This window comes from Enterobacter sp. MGH 16, from assembly GCF_000493175.1.
Taxonomy (GTDB): Bacteria; Pseudomonadota; Gammaproteobacteria; order Enterobacterales; family Enterobacteriaceae; genus Enterobacter; species Enterobacter roggenkampii.
In genome coordinates, this window is the sequence record NZ_KI535695.1 from 351,172 (window position 1) to 365,708 (window position 14,537).

The following is a 14,537-nucleotide window of genomic DNA, read 5'->3' on the forward strand; positions in this document are numbered from 1 at the left end:
TAGCAAGCGCTAACCCGATGTTATGTCTGGACATCCGGATGGCTAATAATATTTCGCTTTAACTTATGCCTTTTCCGTCGTTGTCAGTCAACCGGAGCTGTGAAAAATTCGATAAATCAGAAGAGTAATGAAGGATTTACGCGGATGGTTTCCAGTCGCCTTGAAATGCGCGGTATCAGCCTGGCCTTTTCCGGCTTTCAGGCGCTGTCGCGCGTGAACTTCACCTTAACCGGCGGATCGGTACATGCGCTGACCGGCGCCAACGGCGCGGGGAAATCGACGCTGATGGCGGTGCTGTGCGGGACGCACGACCACTATGAAGGCGAAATCTCCATTAATAACCAGCCGGTAAGCATCCGCGAGCCGCTGGACGCCAAACGGCTGGGCATCCACCTCGTGCAGCAGGAGGTGGACGTGGCGCTGATCCCGGGATTAAGCATCGCCGAGAACATCATGCTCGACCAGCTGGCGCAGCCGGGGCATCGCTTCAGCTGGCGCGCCGTCCGCCAGCAGGCGAGACAGGCGCTGGCGCAGCTGGATGTTTCTCTGGACGTTCTCCGCTCCATCGACAGCTGCACGCTTGCCGAAAAGCAGCAGATTTTGCTGGCGCGTGCGCTGTCACACCACTGCCGTTTTCTCATTCTTGATGAGCCCACCGCGCCGCTGGACGCGCACGAGAGTGAGCGCCTGTTTGCGGTGGTGAGACGGTTAAAGCAGCAGGGCATCGGCGTGGTGTTTATCTCACACCGCATTCACGAGCTGAAGGCCATCTGCGACACCCTGACGGTGCTGCGCGACGGCAAGCTGATTGAGTCCGGCCCGATGGCCGATCTGAGCGGCGAAGCGATCGTCGAGAAGATGCTCGGCCACGTGCTCAGCGATATCTACCCGCCCGCGCGGCCGCCGCACGGCGACGAAACGCTGCTGCGGGTAGAAGGGCTGCACGACGACGCGCTGCTGAAAGATATCTCTCTGCACCTGCGCAAGGGCGAAATTCTCGGTATTGCCGGGCTGGCGGGCGCGGGCAAAACAGAACTCTGTAAGGCGCTGTTTGGCGCCAGCAAAAGCCGCGTGGCGCGCGGTGAGCTGAATCAACAGCCCTGGCAGCCGCGCGACCCGGCGGACTCGGTGCTGCGCGGGCTGGCGCTGGTGCCGGAAGAGCGGCGCAAAGAGGGCATTTTTATCGACGAGCCGGTGAGCATGAACCTTGCCGTGTGCGCCGATAACAGCTTCTCGCGCTGGAGCCTGTTCGGCCATCGTCAGGCGTGGCGCTGGGCGGAGGAGGTGATCGCCCGCGTCGGCGTTCGCGCCCGCGGTCCCGGGCAGGTTTTGCGACGTCTCTCCGGCGGCAATCAGCAGAAGATCGCCATCGGCAAATGGCTGCGCAATGACGCGAGCGTGCTGATCTTCGACGAGCCGACCAAAGGCGTGGACGTGAAGGCCAAAACCGATCTGTTCCAGCTGATTGACGGCCTGGCGCGCGAGGGCAAAGGGGTGATTTACGCCTCGGGCGAATTTGCCGAACTGGTCGGGCTGTGCGACCGCATCTGCGTGCTGTGGGACGGGCGCATCGTGGCGGAAATCGCCGGGGCCGAGGCCCGTGAAGAGACACTACTTTATTATTCAACCGGAGGAACGGCGTCGTGAGCAAGGCCCTTTCAGTAAACGCGGCGGCGTCTGGCCGTCAGCAGATTTTCGATTTTCTCTACAAGTGGGGCATGCTGTTAACCGTCGTCGCGCTGGTGGCCGTCTTTGGCCTGGCGTCGGACAGCTTCCTCGATCCGAACAATATCATCAATATTCTGCGTTCGATTGCCATCGTGACGGTGATTGCCATCGGCGTGTCGATCTCGCTGACCATTGGCGGGTTCGATCTGTCCGTAGGATCGACCGCGTCGCTGGCGAACGCGCTGGTGATTTCCCTGTTCGTCTGGCACGGCTTCGGCACCACCGAGTCGATTCTGATCACCCTCGCGCTCTGCACGCTGGTCGGCCTGTTTAACGCCTTTCTGATCGTTATCCTGCGCATTCCGGACATGCTCGCGACGCTGGCCAGCCTGTTTGTCATTCAGGGCGTGGCGATGACCTACAGCTACGGCGGGTCGATTACCGAGAACATGGTGCTGCCGAGCGGCGACATGGCGGAAGGCACCATCCCTGCGACGTTCAGCCTGCTGGGACAGGTACCGACTATCGTGATCGTCATGCTGGTGGTGACGGTGCTGGCGCAGCTGGGGCTGTCGCTCACCACTCACGGACGCCGGATGTACGCCATTGGCGGTAACCCGGAAGCGGCGCGCCTCTCGGGGATTCGCACCACCCGCTACAAGGTGGCGGCCTACGTGATTGCCTCCCTGCTGGCGGGCCTGGGCGGGATTTTGCTGGCCTCGCGCATTGGCTCATCGCAGGTGAACGCGGGCGGCGGTTATCTGATGGATGCGGTGGCGGCGGCGTGGATCGGCTTCTCGCTGGCCGGGTCCGGCAAGCCGAATGCCCTGGGCACGCTGGTGGGGGCGGTGATTCTCGGCGTGCTGTCGAACGGGCTGGTGATGCTCTCCGTGCCGTATTACGCCATGGACATTATAAAAGGGCTGGTGCTCGCGGTAGCGCTGGCGATTACCTACATACAAAAACGCTGACAACACAACGGGATAAAAAATGAAAAAGATTGCACTCTCTTTGGTGGCATTAGGGTTATTCACCGCTCTGCCTGGCTTCGCGGCCACGCCCGCACCGCTCCCGGCGGCCATTGCCAACCATGACGGCCCGATCCGCATCGCGGTGATCCGTAACCTCGGCTCAGACGACAACACCACGCAGTTTATTGCCGGGGCCATTCAGGAAGGAAAGAAGCTTGGCTTTAAGGTCAGCACCTTTTTAAGCAACGGGGACGACGCCAAATTCCAGGACTTCGTGAACCAGGCCATCAGCCAGAAGTACGACGGGATTATCCTGTCTCAGGGCCGCGATCCGTACTCCACCGCGCTGGTGAAGAAGGCGGTGGACGCCGGGATTAAGGTCGCGGTATTTGATACCGCCGTCAACGGCGAGATCCCGGGCGTAACCGTGACCCAACAGGACGATGCCTCTCTGACGAATCTCTCCTTCGGCCAGCTGGCGAAAGATTTCAACGGCAAGGCCAATATCGTCAAGCTGTGGGTAGCGGGCTTCCCGCCGATGGAGCGTCGTCAGGCGGCGTATAAAGAGTTGCAAAAACAGTACCCGGACATCAAAGAGCTGGAGTCTATCGGCGCGGTCTCCTCTGACGTGCAGGGCGACACCGCCAACAAGGTGGGCGCGATCCTCGCGAAATACCCGAAAGGCAAAATCGACGCCATCTGGGGAACCTGGGACGCCTTCAGCCAGGGCGCGTATAAGGCGCTGAAGGAGAACGGTCGTACCGAGATCAAGCTCTACAGCATCGACATCTCCAACCAGGATCTGCAGCTGATGCGCGAGCCGGGCAGCCCGTGGAAGGTGAGCGTGGCGGTGGATCCGAAGCTGATTGGGGCGACCAACGTGCGCCTGATCGCCAATAAGATTGCCGGGGAAGCCACGCCTGCGACCTACGATTTTAAGGCGGCCGCTATTCCGCAGACGCTGCTGACCGCCCAGCCGGGCGCGGTGAACGTGGCGTCGCTGGGGAAAATCATTCCGGGCTGGGGACAGACGGAAGATTTCATTGCGCCGTGGTTTGCGACGCTGGAAGCCAGGTCAAAATAATGCCCGGTGGTGCTTCGCTTACCGGGCCTACGGTTTGGTAGGCCGGGTAAGGCGCAGCCGCCACCCGGCGAAAGGAGCTCAAGGTGACTCATTTACCCCCTCCCGAATACAGCCGCAATATGCGGCTGATTGGCCACAGCGATCAGGGCGGTCGCCCGGACGGCGTGCAGCTGATGGTGCACCGCGGTTTCGCCTGGATCGGCCATATGGTGTCGCAGGGCTTTTCGATAGTGGACGTGCGCGACCCGAAAAACCCGAAACCCGCGGGCTATGTTCCCGCGCCGCCCGGCACCTGGAACGTGCACCTCCAGGCGCATGATGACCTGCTGCTGGTCATCAACGCCCGGGATCTGTTTGCCGATGCGCGTTTTGCCGACGAGAAGGTCTACTACACCCGGCAGGTGGGGGAGACCGTCCGCGATGTGCAGGACAAAGGCTGGAGCGCCGGGCTGCGCGTGTTTGATATCTCCACGCCGGACAGACCGCGCGAAATCGGCTTTCTGCCGCTGAGCGGCATTGGCATTCACCGCATCTGGTACGTCGGGGGCCGCTGGGCGTACGTGTCGGCGCTTATTGACGGCTTTACCGACTACATCTTTCTGACGATTGACCTGGCCGACCCGCGTAAGCCTGAGGTGGCAGGGCGCTGGTGGCTGCCGGGGATGAATCAGGCAGAAGGGGAGAAGCCTAACTGGCCGGAAGGGAAACGCTACGCGCTCCACCATGCGATTATTGCCGGCGATACCGCGTACGGCAGCTGGCGCGACGGCGGCCTGACGCTGCTGGACGTTAAGGATCGCACCCAGCCTAAGCTCATTAGCCACCGTAACTGGAGTCCGCCGTTTGGCGGCGGCACGCACACCGCGCTGCCGCTGCCGGACCGCGATCTGCTGGTGGTGCTGGACGAAGCGGTGCTCGATAACCAGGAAGACGGCGAGAAGCTGATCTGGCTGTTTGATATCCGCGAGCCGTCGAACCCGGTCAGCATCTCTACCTTCCCGCAGCCGGATGAAATCGACTACGTGGCGAAAGGGGCGCATTTCGGCCCGCACAACCTGCACGAGAACCGGCCGGGAAGCTTTGTCAGCTCAACGCTGATTTTTGCCACCTGGCAGAATGCGGGCGTGCGCGCGTATGACATCTCCAATCCGTATCGGCCGGTTGAAACGGGGGCGCTGGTGCCTGCCGCGCCGGCGAAAATGATGGATACCCGCCCGAATCGCCCGCAGGTGATCCAGTCGTGTGACGTGTTTGTGGATGCGCAGGGGATTATCTACAGCACGGACTATAACGGCGGGCTGTCGGTGATTGAGTATTTAGGATGAGTTTTTGCCGGGTGGCGGCTTTGCCTTACCCGGCCTACATTTTGCACCCGTAGGCCCGGTAAGCGCAGCGCCACCGGGCAAACGTTCTCAACTGTACTGCCGCACCCGCGCCACCAGATCTTCCGCGCTGTCGATACGGTCAGCAATCACAATCAGCGCCTTGCCGAGCGTTATCGCGTGGCGCAGGCACTCGTGGCGCATCGCCTCGTCCTGAATGGTGTCGATATCCGCGACGTGGGAAAGCCCGACGCTGCGGCGAATGAGTTCGGTGCCGCAGAAGCCGATGGCATCATGCCAGACCTTTTTCAGGAAGGCGGAGGCATAGCCCGGCGCGCTGAGCGCCGCGTCGCGCGTTTTCTCGTGCGCCAGCGCCTGGAAGCGCTCCGCGAAGGTGTTCCACAGCTCCTGAATATCGGTCAGGCGCTGCTCGCGCGCGGCGGCGGCATCGCGAATGCCCAGGTGTCCCGGCAGGCCGCAGAAGTTGAGCAGCAGGTTGCCGATGGCGGTGCCGATATCAAAGCCCATCGGCCCGAAATAGCCGAACTCGGCGTCGATGGCCTTCAGGCTGCCGTCGGCCACAAAAATCGAGCCGCTGTGAATGTCTCCGTGCAGCAGGGCTTCAGCCTGAGAAAAGAAGCGGTGCTTCAGGGAGGCCACGGCAATTTTCAGCTGGGCGTCGTCGCGCAGCGCGGCGACGTCATTTTCCAGCTCGGCCGGGTAGCTGTTGCGTTCGTGGATCTGGTACGGATCGTTGAAGAACAGATCTTCGGTGATCTCACACATCTCCGGGTTGATAAATTTCGCCACCTGCGCTTTCTTCTCGTGCGGATGCAGGAAGAAATCGCTGGTGTGGAACAGCGCGTGCGCGAGGTATTCACCCAGCTGACGCGCCGCCTGCGGGTAATAATTATTTTTGATCAGCTCGCCGCGCCAGATGCGATGGCTGGAGAGATCTTCCATCACCATTACCGCCAGTTCCGGGTCAAAGTGGTGGATTTTCACGGTGTGCTGCGGGCTGTGCCGGTAGTGCTCGACCAGCGTTTGCGCCTCCAGACGGGCGCGATCCAGCGTCAGCGGCCAGGACTCGCCGACGCAGCGCACGTAGGGCAGCGCCTGCTTGACGATGATGCGGCTCACGCCCGCGCTGTCGAAAATTTTAAACACCAGATTGAGGTTGCCGTCGCCTACCTCCTGCGCCTCCACCAGCGATGAAGGATCGTCAAGGCCGCCAAATTGCCTGGCATATTCCACGGCGTCCTGAGCGGTAAAGGTACGGTATTGCGACATGGCCTGCTCCTCACGGGTTTGCTAATAAAGACATGTAGACGTCTATACATCTGAATTTCATCCTGACACAATGTGCTACAACAACGCAACAGGGAATTAACGACATGCAGACATTACAGACGACCAGCCTGCGGGTAGCGGATAATCAGCTCTTTATTCTCGACCAGCAGGCCCTTCCGCAGGAGAAACGCTGGCTGGATGCCTCAACGGTAGAGGCGCTGGTGGGACATATTCACGCCCTGCGGGTGCGCGGCGCGCCGCTGATTGGTCTCTCTGCAAGCCTGCTGCTGGCGCTGCTGGCGGAAAACGGCAAAAGCCGTGACGAGCTGGCGGTTGCGCTGGAAACCCTGCGCGCGTCCCGCCCGACGGCGGTGAACCTGATGAACAACCTCGACCGCATGAAGCGGGCGCTGTGGCAGGAAGAGTATGTTCCGGCGCTGGTGGCCGAAGCGCTGCGCCTGATTGACGAAGACAAACGACTTTGCGATGCGATTGCCAGCGCGGGCAGCGCGCTGGTGAAGCCCGGCAGCCATCTGCTGACCCACTGCAACACCGGCGGGCTGGCAACGGCGGGCGTCGGCACCGCGCTGGGGGTGATTGCTCGCGCGCATCAGGAAGGCAAGGTCAGCAACGTCTGGGTGGATGAAACCCGCCCTCTGCTGCAGGGCGGTAGATTGACCGCCTGGGAGCTGGGCGAGCTGGGCGTGCCGTATCAGCTGATTACCGACGCCATGGCCGCCAGCCTGATGGCGAAAGGGCAGGTCGACGCCGTGTGGGTGGGCGCAGACCGCATTGCGGCCAACGGCGACGTGGCGAACAAAATCGGCACCTACTCCCTGGCGGTGCTGGCAAAATTCCACGGCATTCCGTTCTACGTGGCCGCCCCGCAAACGACCCTCGATCCGGACTGCCCGAACGGCGACGCGATCCCGATTGAGCAGCGCGCCGCCAGCGAGGTGACGGGCGTCGCCGGAAGCTTTGGCGCGGTGCAGTGGGCGCCGGAAAACGCGCAGGTCTACAACCCGGCGTTTGACGTGACCCCAGCCTCGCTGATTAGCGGCTGGGTGCTGGATACGGGCGTGGTCACGCCGGAAGAGGTTGCAGAAGGGAAATTTGCCTGAGTCCGGCTATCCTTTAAGGGGCTCCCTTAAGAGGACAACATCGTGACGCTCGACCCTGAAACAGACTTGAAACTGGAACGCGTGGTGGATGCACCGCGCGACCTCCTGTGGCTCTGCTGGACTACGCCCGAACACATCAAAAACTTTTTCATCCCTGCTCCCCATAAGGTGACCGAATGCGACCTCGATCTGCGCGTGGGCGGGCGGTTCAACACCGTGTTTGAGGTGGACGGCCAGCGGATGGATAACCGGGGTGTGTTTCTTGAAATCGACCCGGGGAAAAAGCTGGTCTTTACCGACGGCTATACCGAAGGCTGGAAACCGGCCGAGAAGCCGTTTATGACGGCAATTTTGCTCCTGGAAGACGTCGGGGAGGGCAAAACCCGCTATACGGCGATTGCGCGCCACCCCACGAAGGAAATCCGCGAGCAGCATGAACAGATGGGATTTCACGAAGGGTGGGGGATTGTGCTGGATCAGCTGGTGGGGTATGTGAAAGGGCTTAACGCTTAGTGCGCGCTGGTGCCCTCACCCCGACCCTCTCCCACAGGGAGAGGGAGAAAAGATCAGGCCAGGCGTGGATACGCATCCGCAATTGCGTCACCGGTAAACTGGGCAACCCAGCCTTCCGGGTTATCGAAAATACGAATCGCCGTAAAGTTCGGCTCTGAGCCCATATCAAACCAGTGCGGCGTGCCCGCGGGCACGGAGATCAGGTCGTTTTTCTCGCACAAGACCTGATATACCTCATCGCCGATGTGCAGGCAGAACAAGCCCGCGCCTTCCACGAAAAAGCGTACTTCGTCTTCGCCGTGGGTGTGTTCGTTCAGGAACTTCGCGCGCAGCGCGTCTTTCTGCGGATTGTCGGCGCGCAGGCTGATCACGTCCCAGCTCTGGTAACCCTTCTCTGCCACCAGTTTGTCGATCGCATGTTGATACGCCGCGATCACGGCTTCAGGCGCGGGATCGTGTCCTAAATCGCGATCCGCCGCCCAGCGTTCAAACCGCACGCCTTTCGCGTTCAGCTGTTGGGCAATCTCGGCGGCGTCGGTGCTGTGCCACTGATGTTGACTGGCGTCTTTGTCGGAATAAATGGTCAATGCGCTCATGAAGGGATCTGCTCCGGGTTAATCTCGTCAAACTGGTGGACCTGATGGTGGTGGCTTGCGCCGTCATCATCGCCGCGAATCAGCTGCAGGGTACGAAAACCTGCCTGTTCAGCCGCGTCCAGCTCCTGATGAATATCGGAGAGGAAGAGGATCTGCGACGGGGCGATGCCCGTTTGCGCCGCAATGTTCTGATAAGACTGCACCTCGCGCTTGGCGCCGATGTGGGTGTCGAAATAGCCGCTGAACAGATGAGTAATATCACCTTCGTCGCTGTAGCCAAATAACAGTTTCTGCGCGGCGACGGAGCCAGAGGAATAAACATAGAGATCAATCCCTTGCGCTTTCCATTTTTCCAGCGCCGGGAGCACGTCCGGGTAGAGATGGCCGGTAAAGTCGCCGTTAACGTAGCCGTCGTGCCAGATGATCCCCTGCAGCGCTTTAAGCGCCGTGGATTTACGGTCTTCATCCATAAAGGCAAACAGGGCGTCGATAAGTTCGCTGACGCTGGCGTGTGGGTTAGCGATTTCATCACGCAGGTTGTCCAGAATGGATTTGACCGGCTCGGCGTACTGCTGCGCGGTCACGAAGGCCGCCAGTCGCTCACGCGCGTAGGGGAACAAAACATCATGGACAAAACGAATATCGCTGGTGGTCCCTTCAATATCCGTCACAATCGCGCGAATCATACTCTCTCCAGTTGTCGTAAACGCATTTCGCATTCAAATAAGAACTCTAATCCTTCCAGATGACGCCGGGCTTCGGCCACGTCGCGTCCCCAGCAGGTTAAGCCATGACCGCGCAGAAGAAAACCATAATTAAGCGGCCGTTCCTGGGCGTAATGAGCGATGCGTGAGGCGAGGGCGTCGATATCCTGGTCGTTATCAAAGACCGGGATAGCCACCGTGTCCAGATGCGTGGTTTGTCCGGTGAGGGATTTTTGCATCTCAAAGCCGCTGATGGTGAGCTCGGCCTCTTTGACCAGACGCGACAGCACCGTGGCGTTAACCGTGTGAACGTGCAGCACGGCGTTGGCTTCCGGGAACAGGCGATAAATCAGCGTGTGCAGACCGGTCTCCGCCGACGGTTTACGACCGGACGGCGCGCGGTTGGTGGCGATCTCCACCTGCAGAAAGTCATCGGTTGTGAGGCTACCTTTGTCTTTGCCGGATTCGCTGAGCCAGCAGAGATGTTCGTCCTGACGCACCGACATGTTACCGCCGGTAGCGGGCGCCCAGCCTTTGGCACCGATCCAGCGGCAGGCGTCGACCAGATGCGTGAGTTGCAGGTTGTCTGTCATTTTCCTTTTACCCTCTCGGCCAGGAATATTCATATGGTTTATACCCGTCATACTTCAAGTTGCAGGTGCGTTGGCTGCACTCACTCACCCCAGTCACGTACTTATGTACGCTCCCGGGGATTCGTTCCCTTGCCGCCTTCCTGCAACTCGAATTATTTAGGGTATAGACGTCTAAGCGTCTTGATTGCCAAAGACTAACATCGTGTTATAGTGGCAGCAACATAAGTATTACAAGCAGGCACAACACAATGAGCATTAACGCCTTGATTCCGCAAAGTAAACTTCCCAACCTCGGTACCACCATCTTTACGCAGATGAGCGCCCTGGCGCAGCAGCACAACGCCATTAACCTTTCTCAGGGGTTCCCGGATTTCGACGGCCCGGCTTATCTGCAGGCGCGTCTGGCGTATCACGTGGCGCAGGGGGCGAATCAGTATGCGCCGATGACGGGCGTGCAGGCGCTGCGGGAAGCGATTGCCGACAAAACGGCGGAGCTGTATGGCCATAAGCCCGATGCGAACAGTGATATCACGGTGACGGCAGGGGCGACCGAAGCGCTGTACGCGGCCATCACCGCACTGGTGCGCGCGGGGGATGAAGTCATCTGCTTTGATCCGAGCTACGACAGCTATGCGCCTGCGGTTGAACTCTCCGGCGGCGTGGTGAAACGCGTGGCGCTCCAGCCGCCGCATTTCCGCCCTGACTGGCAGGCGTTTGCTGCGCTGCTGAGTGACAAAACCCGTCTGGTGATCCTGAATACGCCGCATAACCCGTCGGCGACGGTGTGGCAAAAAGCCGATTTTGCCGCGCTGTGGCAGGCTATCGCCGAACGGGAAATTTACGTCCTGAGCGATGAAGTCTACGAGCACATCTGCTTTGCTGAGGAAGGGCATGCCAGCGTGCTGGCCCATCCGCAGCTTCGCGAGCGTGCTATCGCCGTCTCTTCGTTTGGTAAGACCTACCATATGACCGGCTGGAAGGTAGGGTACTGCGTGGCCCCGGCGGCCATCAGCGCTGAGCTGCGCAAAGTGCATCAGTACCTGACGTTTGCCGTGAACACGCCGGCTCAGCTGGCGCTGGCGGATATGCTGCGCGCGGAACCCGCGCATTACCGCGAGCTGCCGCACTTCTATCGTGAACGTCGGGATCTGTTTGTGGCGGCGCTGAGCCAAAGCCGCCTGGAAATTTTGCCGTCTGAAGGAACCTATTTCCTGCTCGCCGACTACAGCGCGATTTCCGAACTGGACGACGTCAGCTTTTGCCAGTGGCTGACGAAAGAGGTCGGCGTGGCCGCCATTCCATTGTCGGTGTTCTGCGCCGATCCCTTCCCGCACAAGCTGATCCGCCTGTGCTTTGCGAAGCAGGAATCGACGCTGCTGGCGGCGGCGGAGCGTTTGAACACGCTCTGATTATTTCACCGTCCACGCTTCTGAGTAACGGCGGTCTGCAAACAGCTCCAGCAGACCGTTGATTTGCTTGAGGCGCAGCACCTCATCGCTGTCCATGCCCAGCTCTTTGCCTATTCGCTCATCATTCCAGCCGAGCTGTGCCAGTTCGCGCACGATATCTGACATGGCGTTGATCTGATGCCGACCCCGCGCCCGATTGTGGCGAATCGTGGCGGCCATACGGTCATGTTTATTCTGCCGGTGCTGGCGCAGGCAGGTGACGGGGAGATATCCTCTGAGCTGACGCTTCAACGCCGCCCGATTTTTGCCGATTTCGTGGCGATGAAAGCCATCCACAATTTCGTAGTGATGGGCTTCACTTTCCGTCACAACAATAGGTTGGGTGAATCCATCGAGTTCGAGCGACTTGCTGAGCAGCCGTTTTTCCGGAGGGGCAACGTTATTGGGGTTGTAGTCGTTAGCGATAATCGCGTCCTGTTTGATCCAGAGAACGCAGTCTATCGGTTGCTCGCGAAAAGGGCTGTTTTTATGGATCGCTTCGCGAAAGGCATTGATGGCAGTAATCCGATCCTCCTCGCAAAGTGACTGAAGGTACGTTTCGATCTCGGTAATTATTCTTTGTCGCATAAAATGCCCCACTCCTTGCGCTTCGCCTTCACTCGTTCGCTGTAGCGCTGATAATGTTTAGGTTTATTCGGGCTGAACGACAGCGCCCTGCACCAGTAGTCATTATTAAGTAATACCTTACAAATACGGCGCCATGAGGGGATGTCTTTGGCGCCGATATCGCCGTCCTGCGTCTCGGGGATATCCGGCATGCCTCTCTTCTGATACCAGTGCAGATAGATCGCGATTTTATTGCGGTAATGCTCAGCCGTGTTTTGCGGCATGCTGTTCAGCAGGAGCATGGCGTAGTCGCGCCAGCCGAGGTGATCGGGTTTGAGGATTTTCCGGTGGCCATAAAAGTGGTTGTCCTGCCCGGCGTAGAAGCCGCCGCTGCGCACGCCGCTGACGCGCTCGCACATGGCGGCCCAGCGCTCGGGCTCGAGAACGTGATAGAGCCACAGTCCCTGGCGCTGTTCCGGGCCGAACGGCTCGCAGATGCGCATATAGCGCGGCGGGACGCCCGCCTGAAACATGAGGTTGTAGAGCGGGTTATAGCTGCTTCCGGATTTTGCAAACCATGTCCAGATGTCTGCGGTTTTCCAGTCGTAAAGAGGATAGACGTACCACGCGTGCCCGCCGGGCGCGGTGGTTGTCCAGGGCTTATCGTCCGCGAAGCGATGCTTGCGGTTGTTGGCGATGGTCAAAAATCGGTTATAGGATTCATCGGCGCGAATGCCCACCAGCATGGCTGCCGGACGGTGCAGGGCAAACCAGTCGGAAAACGAGCGGACAAAGGCTTCAAAGGTCATTCCCGTCTGGTAAAAATCAAAATAATCCGCAGCGGTGATGGCGCCTTCCGGTGGCTGGCGCACCCAGCGCACGTCCGGCGCCCAGCATTGCCATTCAGGCTGATACTGTGAGAGGGAATTTTGCGTGGTTAGCGGAAGCGCCACCCAGTAAAAGTGCTCGATGACGTCCCGGTAGCCTTCGCGCAGCGCATTAACGTGCTCAATGGTGCAGGAGAACTGTGCTTCCCAGTCAATAAAAAGCACGCTGATTTTTCGTTTTTGCGCCCGGGCCATTTGCGCGGTGAGATGCAGCATGACGGTGGAGTCTTTGCCGCCGGAGAAGGAGACGCAGATGCGGGAAAAGGTGGCGAACGTCCAGCCGATGCGCTCCTGCGCGGCCTCCAGCACGTTAAGCTGCAGGGGATATTTATACAGTGACATGTTCAATCTCTTCCTGAGTATGACTGTCGGGGGCTTTTATTTACGCTGATTAACCATGAATAGTAAAGATATTAAGGAGAAACCGGAATAATAAGATCTTCCATTATCGAATTTGTTGCCAAAATGTAATTAAAAAGCCCTCAGGAAATATCGAAAATTATTCTGCTTCGATTTTTTCAATGAATTGCGAAAACACGCTGCTGTTTAGCGCTGAGCGATTGTAAAGCATATAAACATCTAATTGCGGAGTCTCAAAAGGCAAGGAAATGCTCTTCAGGTTGAGATGGTCTTTATATCGTTCAAACAATATTGTTGGTACAAAGCCTATTAAATCACTCACGCCAATAATATTCATAATCGAAAGCAGTGAGTCACTGCGGAAACAGACATTGCGTTCCGGAAGGAGAATGTTTGACTGCAGCTGGAACTCTTTTATGCCATTCTCCTGACTGCGCATCAGCGTGAATTTTTCCTGGCTGAGTTCCTCGAGCGTTGCGCTATCGCCGAGGCGGGGGTGATCTTTGCTGCACGCCACCTGTATTGAAAACTTCATAAAGCGGGTACAGACGATAGAGCGACTGTTAACCGGAGCAAAGCTAAACACCAGATCGGCCTTGCGGTAGGCGAGCAAATCCTCGGCTGACTCAGGGGATAAGACCACATCATTATGTTCTATGTCGTAATTCCCCTCGGCAAGCAGAGAGCTTAGCAGGCCGCTGAAGCGCCCATGGGCCACAATCTGCGGGCAGTAGATGACAAAGCTCTTTTTGATCTGCGCGTTATTCAGGATATTAATGGTTTGCTCAATGCTATTAAGGTTTTCTTCCAGATGGTGATGCAAATTGATCCCCACCGTCGTCGGGGTAATGCCTTTACCCGAACGAATAAAAAGCGGGTCATTCAGTTGCGCGCGCAGGCGTTGCAGGGACTGGCTCACTGCTGAGGGCGTGATATAGAGTGTTTCCGCTGCCTTGCTAATGCTAAGGTGCTGATAAATGCACTCAAAAATGACTAACAGATTAAGATCGAATTTTTTAAGGTCGTAAAGATTTGCCATAGATCATCCTGAGTGTGTTGTTGTCATCACATTACTGATAACTATAGTTCGAAGTTAATCATTTACAATCCTTGTGATTAACCTACTTAATTTGTTTTAAATACGAGCTTAATATATCACGAGGCTGGATTATTGAAATAGAACTTCAGCCGTTATTAAGATATTTTTATCTTTAAAACTTGCGGCGTTGTTCTCAAATAACCATTATTGGTTATACATTCGCTGTGACTCATTATTGTCACTTTCGTTCTGGCAACCAGGCAGACCACTTATTGCAACTCATTCTCATTATTAAGCCTCTCCTTGAGTCAGGCAGACGCGAAGGCTATTCGGTAAAACCTATCACAGCCATAGGGCGGAATGCCGGCGTGACG

General features: G+C 58.1%; 14 protein-coding genes. 7 read left to right on the top strand and 7 right to left on the bottom strand.

The window, feature by feature from the left end:
* The first annotated feature begins 144 nt into the window (after positions 1–144).
* The 4 genes from L362_RS21045 (at position 145) to L362_RS21030 (ending at position 5,048) form a co-directional block, all read left to right on the top strand.
* A complete protein-coding gene (locus tag L362_RS21045; RefSeq protein ID WP_023343569.1) occupies positions 145–1,647 on the top strand; it encodes a sugar ABC transporter ATP-binding protein in 1,503 nt (500 codons plus the stop codon).
* Complete coding sequence (locus L362_RS21040; protein WP_023343570.1) at positions 1,644–2,639, top strand: ABC transporter permease; 996 nt, start codon at positions 1,644–1,646, stop codon at positions 2,637–2,639. The genes L362_RS21045 and L362_RS21040 overlap by 4 nt, the downstream gene beginning before the upstream one ends.
* Before the next feature lie 19 nt (positions 2,640–2,658).
* The gene (locus L362_RS21035; protein WP_023343571.1) at positions 2,659–3,723 is read left to right on the top strand and encodes a sugar ABC transporter substrate-binding protein; all 1,065 of its coding nucleotides are present in this window, start codon (positions 2,659–2,661) and stop codon (positions 3,721–3,723) included.
* A gap of 83 nt (positions 3,724–3,806) precedes the next feature.
* Positions 3,807–5,048, top strand: coding sequence for an LVIVD repeat-containing protein (locus tag L362_RS21030; protein ID WP_023343572.1), 1,242 nt, complete (start codon positions 3,807–3,809; stop codon positions 5,046–5,048).
* An 87-nt stretch (positions 5,049–5,135) separates the two neighbouring features.
* On the opposite strand, the gene mtnK is transcribed toward L362_RS21030, so the two are convergent.
* A complete protein-coding gene (gene mtnK / locus L362_RS21025; RefSeq protein ID WP_023343573.1) occupies positions 5,136–6,335 on the bottom strand; it encodes an S-methyl-5-thioribose kinase in 1,200 nt (399 codons plus the stop codon).
* Positions 6,336–6,439: 104 nt separating this feature from the next.
* Here mtnK and mtnA point away from each other — a divergent pair, with 104 nt between their 5' ends.
* Positions 6,440–7,456, top strand: coding sequence for an S-methyl-5-thioribose-1-phosphate isomerase (mtnA, locus tag L362_RS21020; RefSeq protein WP_023343574.1), 1,017 nt, complete (start codon positions 6,440–6,442; stop codon positions 7,454–7,456).
* 42 nt (positions 7,457–7,498) lie between these two features.
* Positions 7,499–7,969, top strand: a complete 471-nt coding sequence (locus L362_RS21015) for an SRPBCC family protein (RefSeq protein ID WP_023343575.1) — start codon at positions 7,499–7,501, stop codon at positions 7,967–7,969.
* 53 nt (positions 7,970–8,022) lie between these two features.
* On the opposite strand, the gene L362_RS21010 is transcribed toward L362_RS21015, so the two are convergent.
* From L362_RS21010 to L362_RS21000, 3 genes are read right to left on the bottom strand one after another with little or no spacing between them, the layout of a single operon-like run.
* Positions 8,023–8,565 carry a 1,2-dihydroxy-3-keto-5-methylthiopentene dioxygenase gene (locus L362_RS21010; protein WP_008501008.1) on the bottom strand — a complete coding sequence of 181 codons (543 nt, stop codon included), beginning with the start codon at positions 8,563–8,565 and terminating at the stop codon, positions 8,023–8,025.
* Positions 8,562–9,251 (bottom strand): acireductone synthase, encoded by a 690-nt coding sequence (gene mtnC, locus L362_RS21005; protein WP_008501009.1) that lies wholly within the window; start codon positions 9,249–9,251, stop codon positions 8,562–8,564. Before mtnC ends, L362_RS21010 begins: the two co-directional genes overlap by 4 nt.
* Positions 9,248–9,862, bottom strand: a complete 615-nt coding sequence (locus tag L362_RS21000) for a methylthioribulose 1-phosphate dehydratase (protein WP_008501010.1) — start codon at positions 9,860–9,862, stop codon at positions 9,248–9,250. Before L362_RS21000 ends, mtnC begins: the two co-directional genes overlap by 4 nt.
* 248 nt (positions 9,863–10,110) lie before the next feature.
* Here L362_RS21000 and L362_RS20995 point away from each other — a divergent pair, with 248 nt between their 5' ends.
* The gene (locus tag L362_RS20995; RefSeq protein WP_023343576.1) at positions 10,111–11,271 is read left to right on the top strand and encodes a pyridoxal phosphate-dependent aminotransferase; all 1,161 of its coding nucleotides are present in this window, start codon (positions 10,111–10,113) and stop codon (positions 11,269–11,271) included.
* Here the strand turns inward: L362_RS20995 and L362_RS20990 are convergent, their stop codons facing one another.
* The 3 genes from L362_RS20990 to L362_RS20980 form a co-directional block, all read right to left on the bottom strand.
* The gene (locus L362_RS20990) at positions 11,272–11,898 is read right to left on the bottom strand and encodes an IbrB-like domain-containing protein (RefSeq protein WP_023343577.1); all 627 of its coding nucleotides are present in this window, start codon (positions 11,896–11,898) and stop codon (positions 11,272–11,274) included.
* Positions 11,883–13,106 carry a phosphoadenosine phosphosulfate reductase gene (locus L362_RS20985; protein WP_021242593.1) on the bottom strand — a complete coding sequence of 408 codons (1,224 nt, stop codon included), beginning with the start codon at positions 13,104–13,106 and terminating at the stop codon, positions 11,883–11,885. Before L362_RS20985 ends, L362_RS20990 begins: the two co-directional genes overlap by 16 nt.
* A 157-nt stretch (positions 13,107–13,263) precedes the next feature.
* Positions 13,264–14,163 carry a DNA-binding transcriptional repressor CitR gene (locus L362_RS20980; RefSeq protein ID WP_023343578.1) on the bottom strand — a complete coding sequence of 300 codons (900 nt, stop codon included), beginning with the start codon at positions 14,161–14,163 and terminating at the stop codon, positions 13,264–13,266.
* Positions 14,164–14,537: the final 374 nt, after the last annotated feature.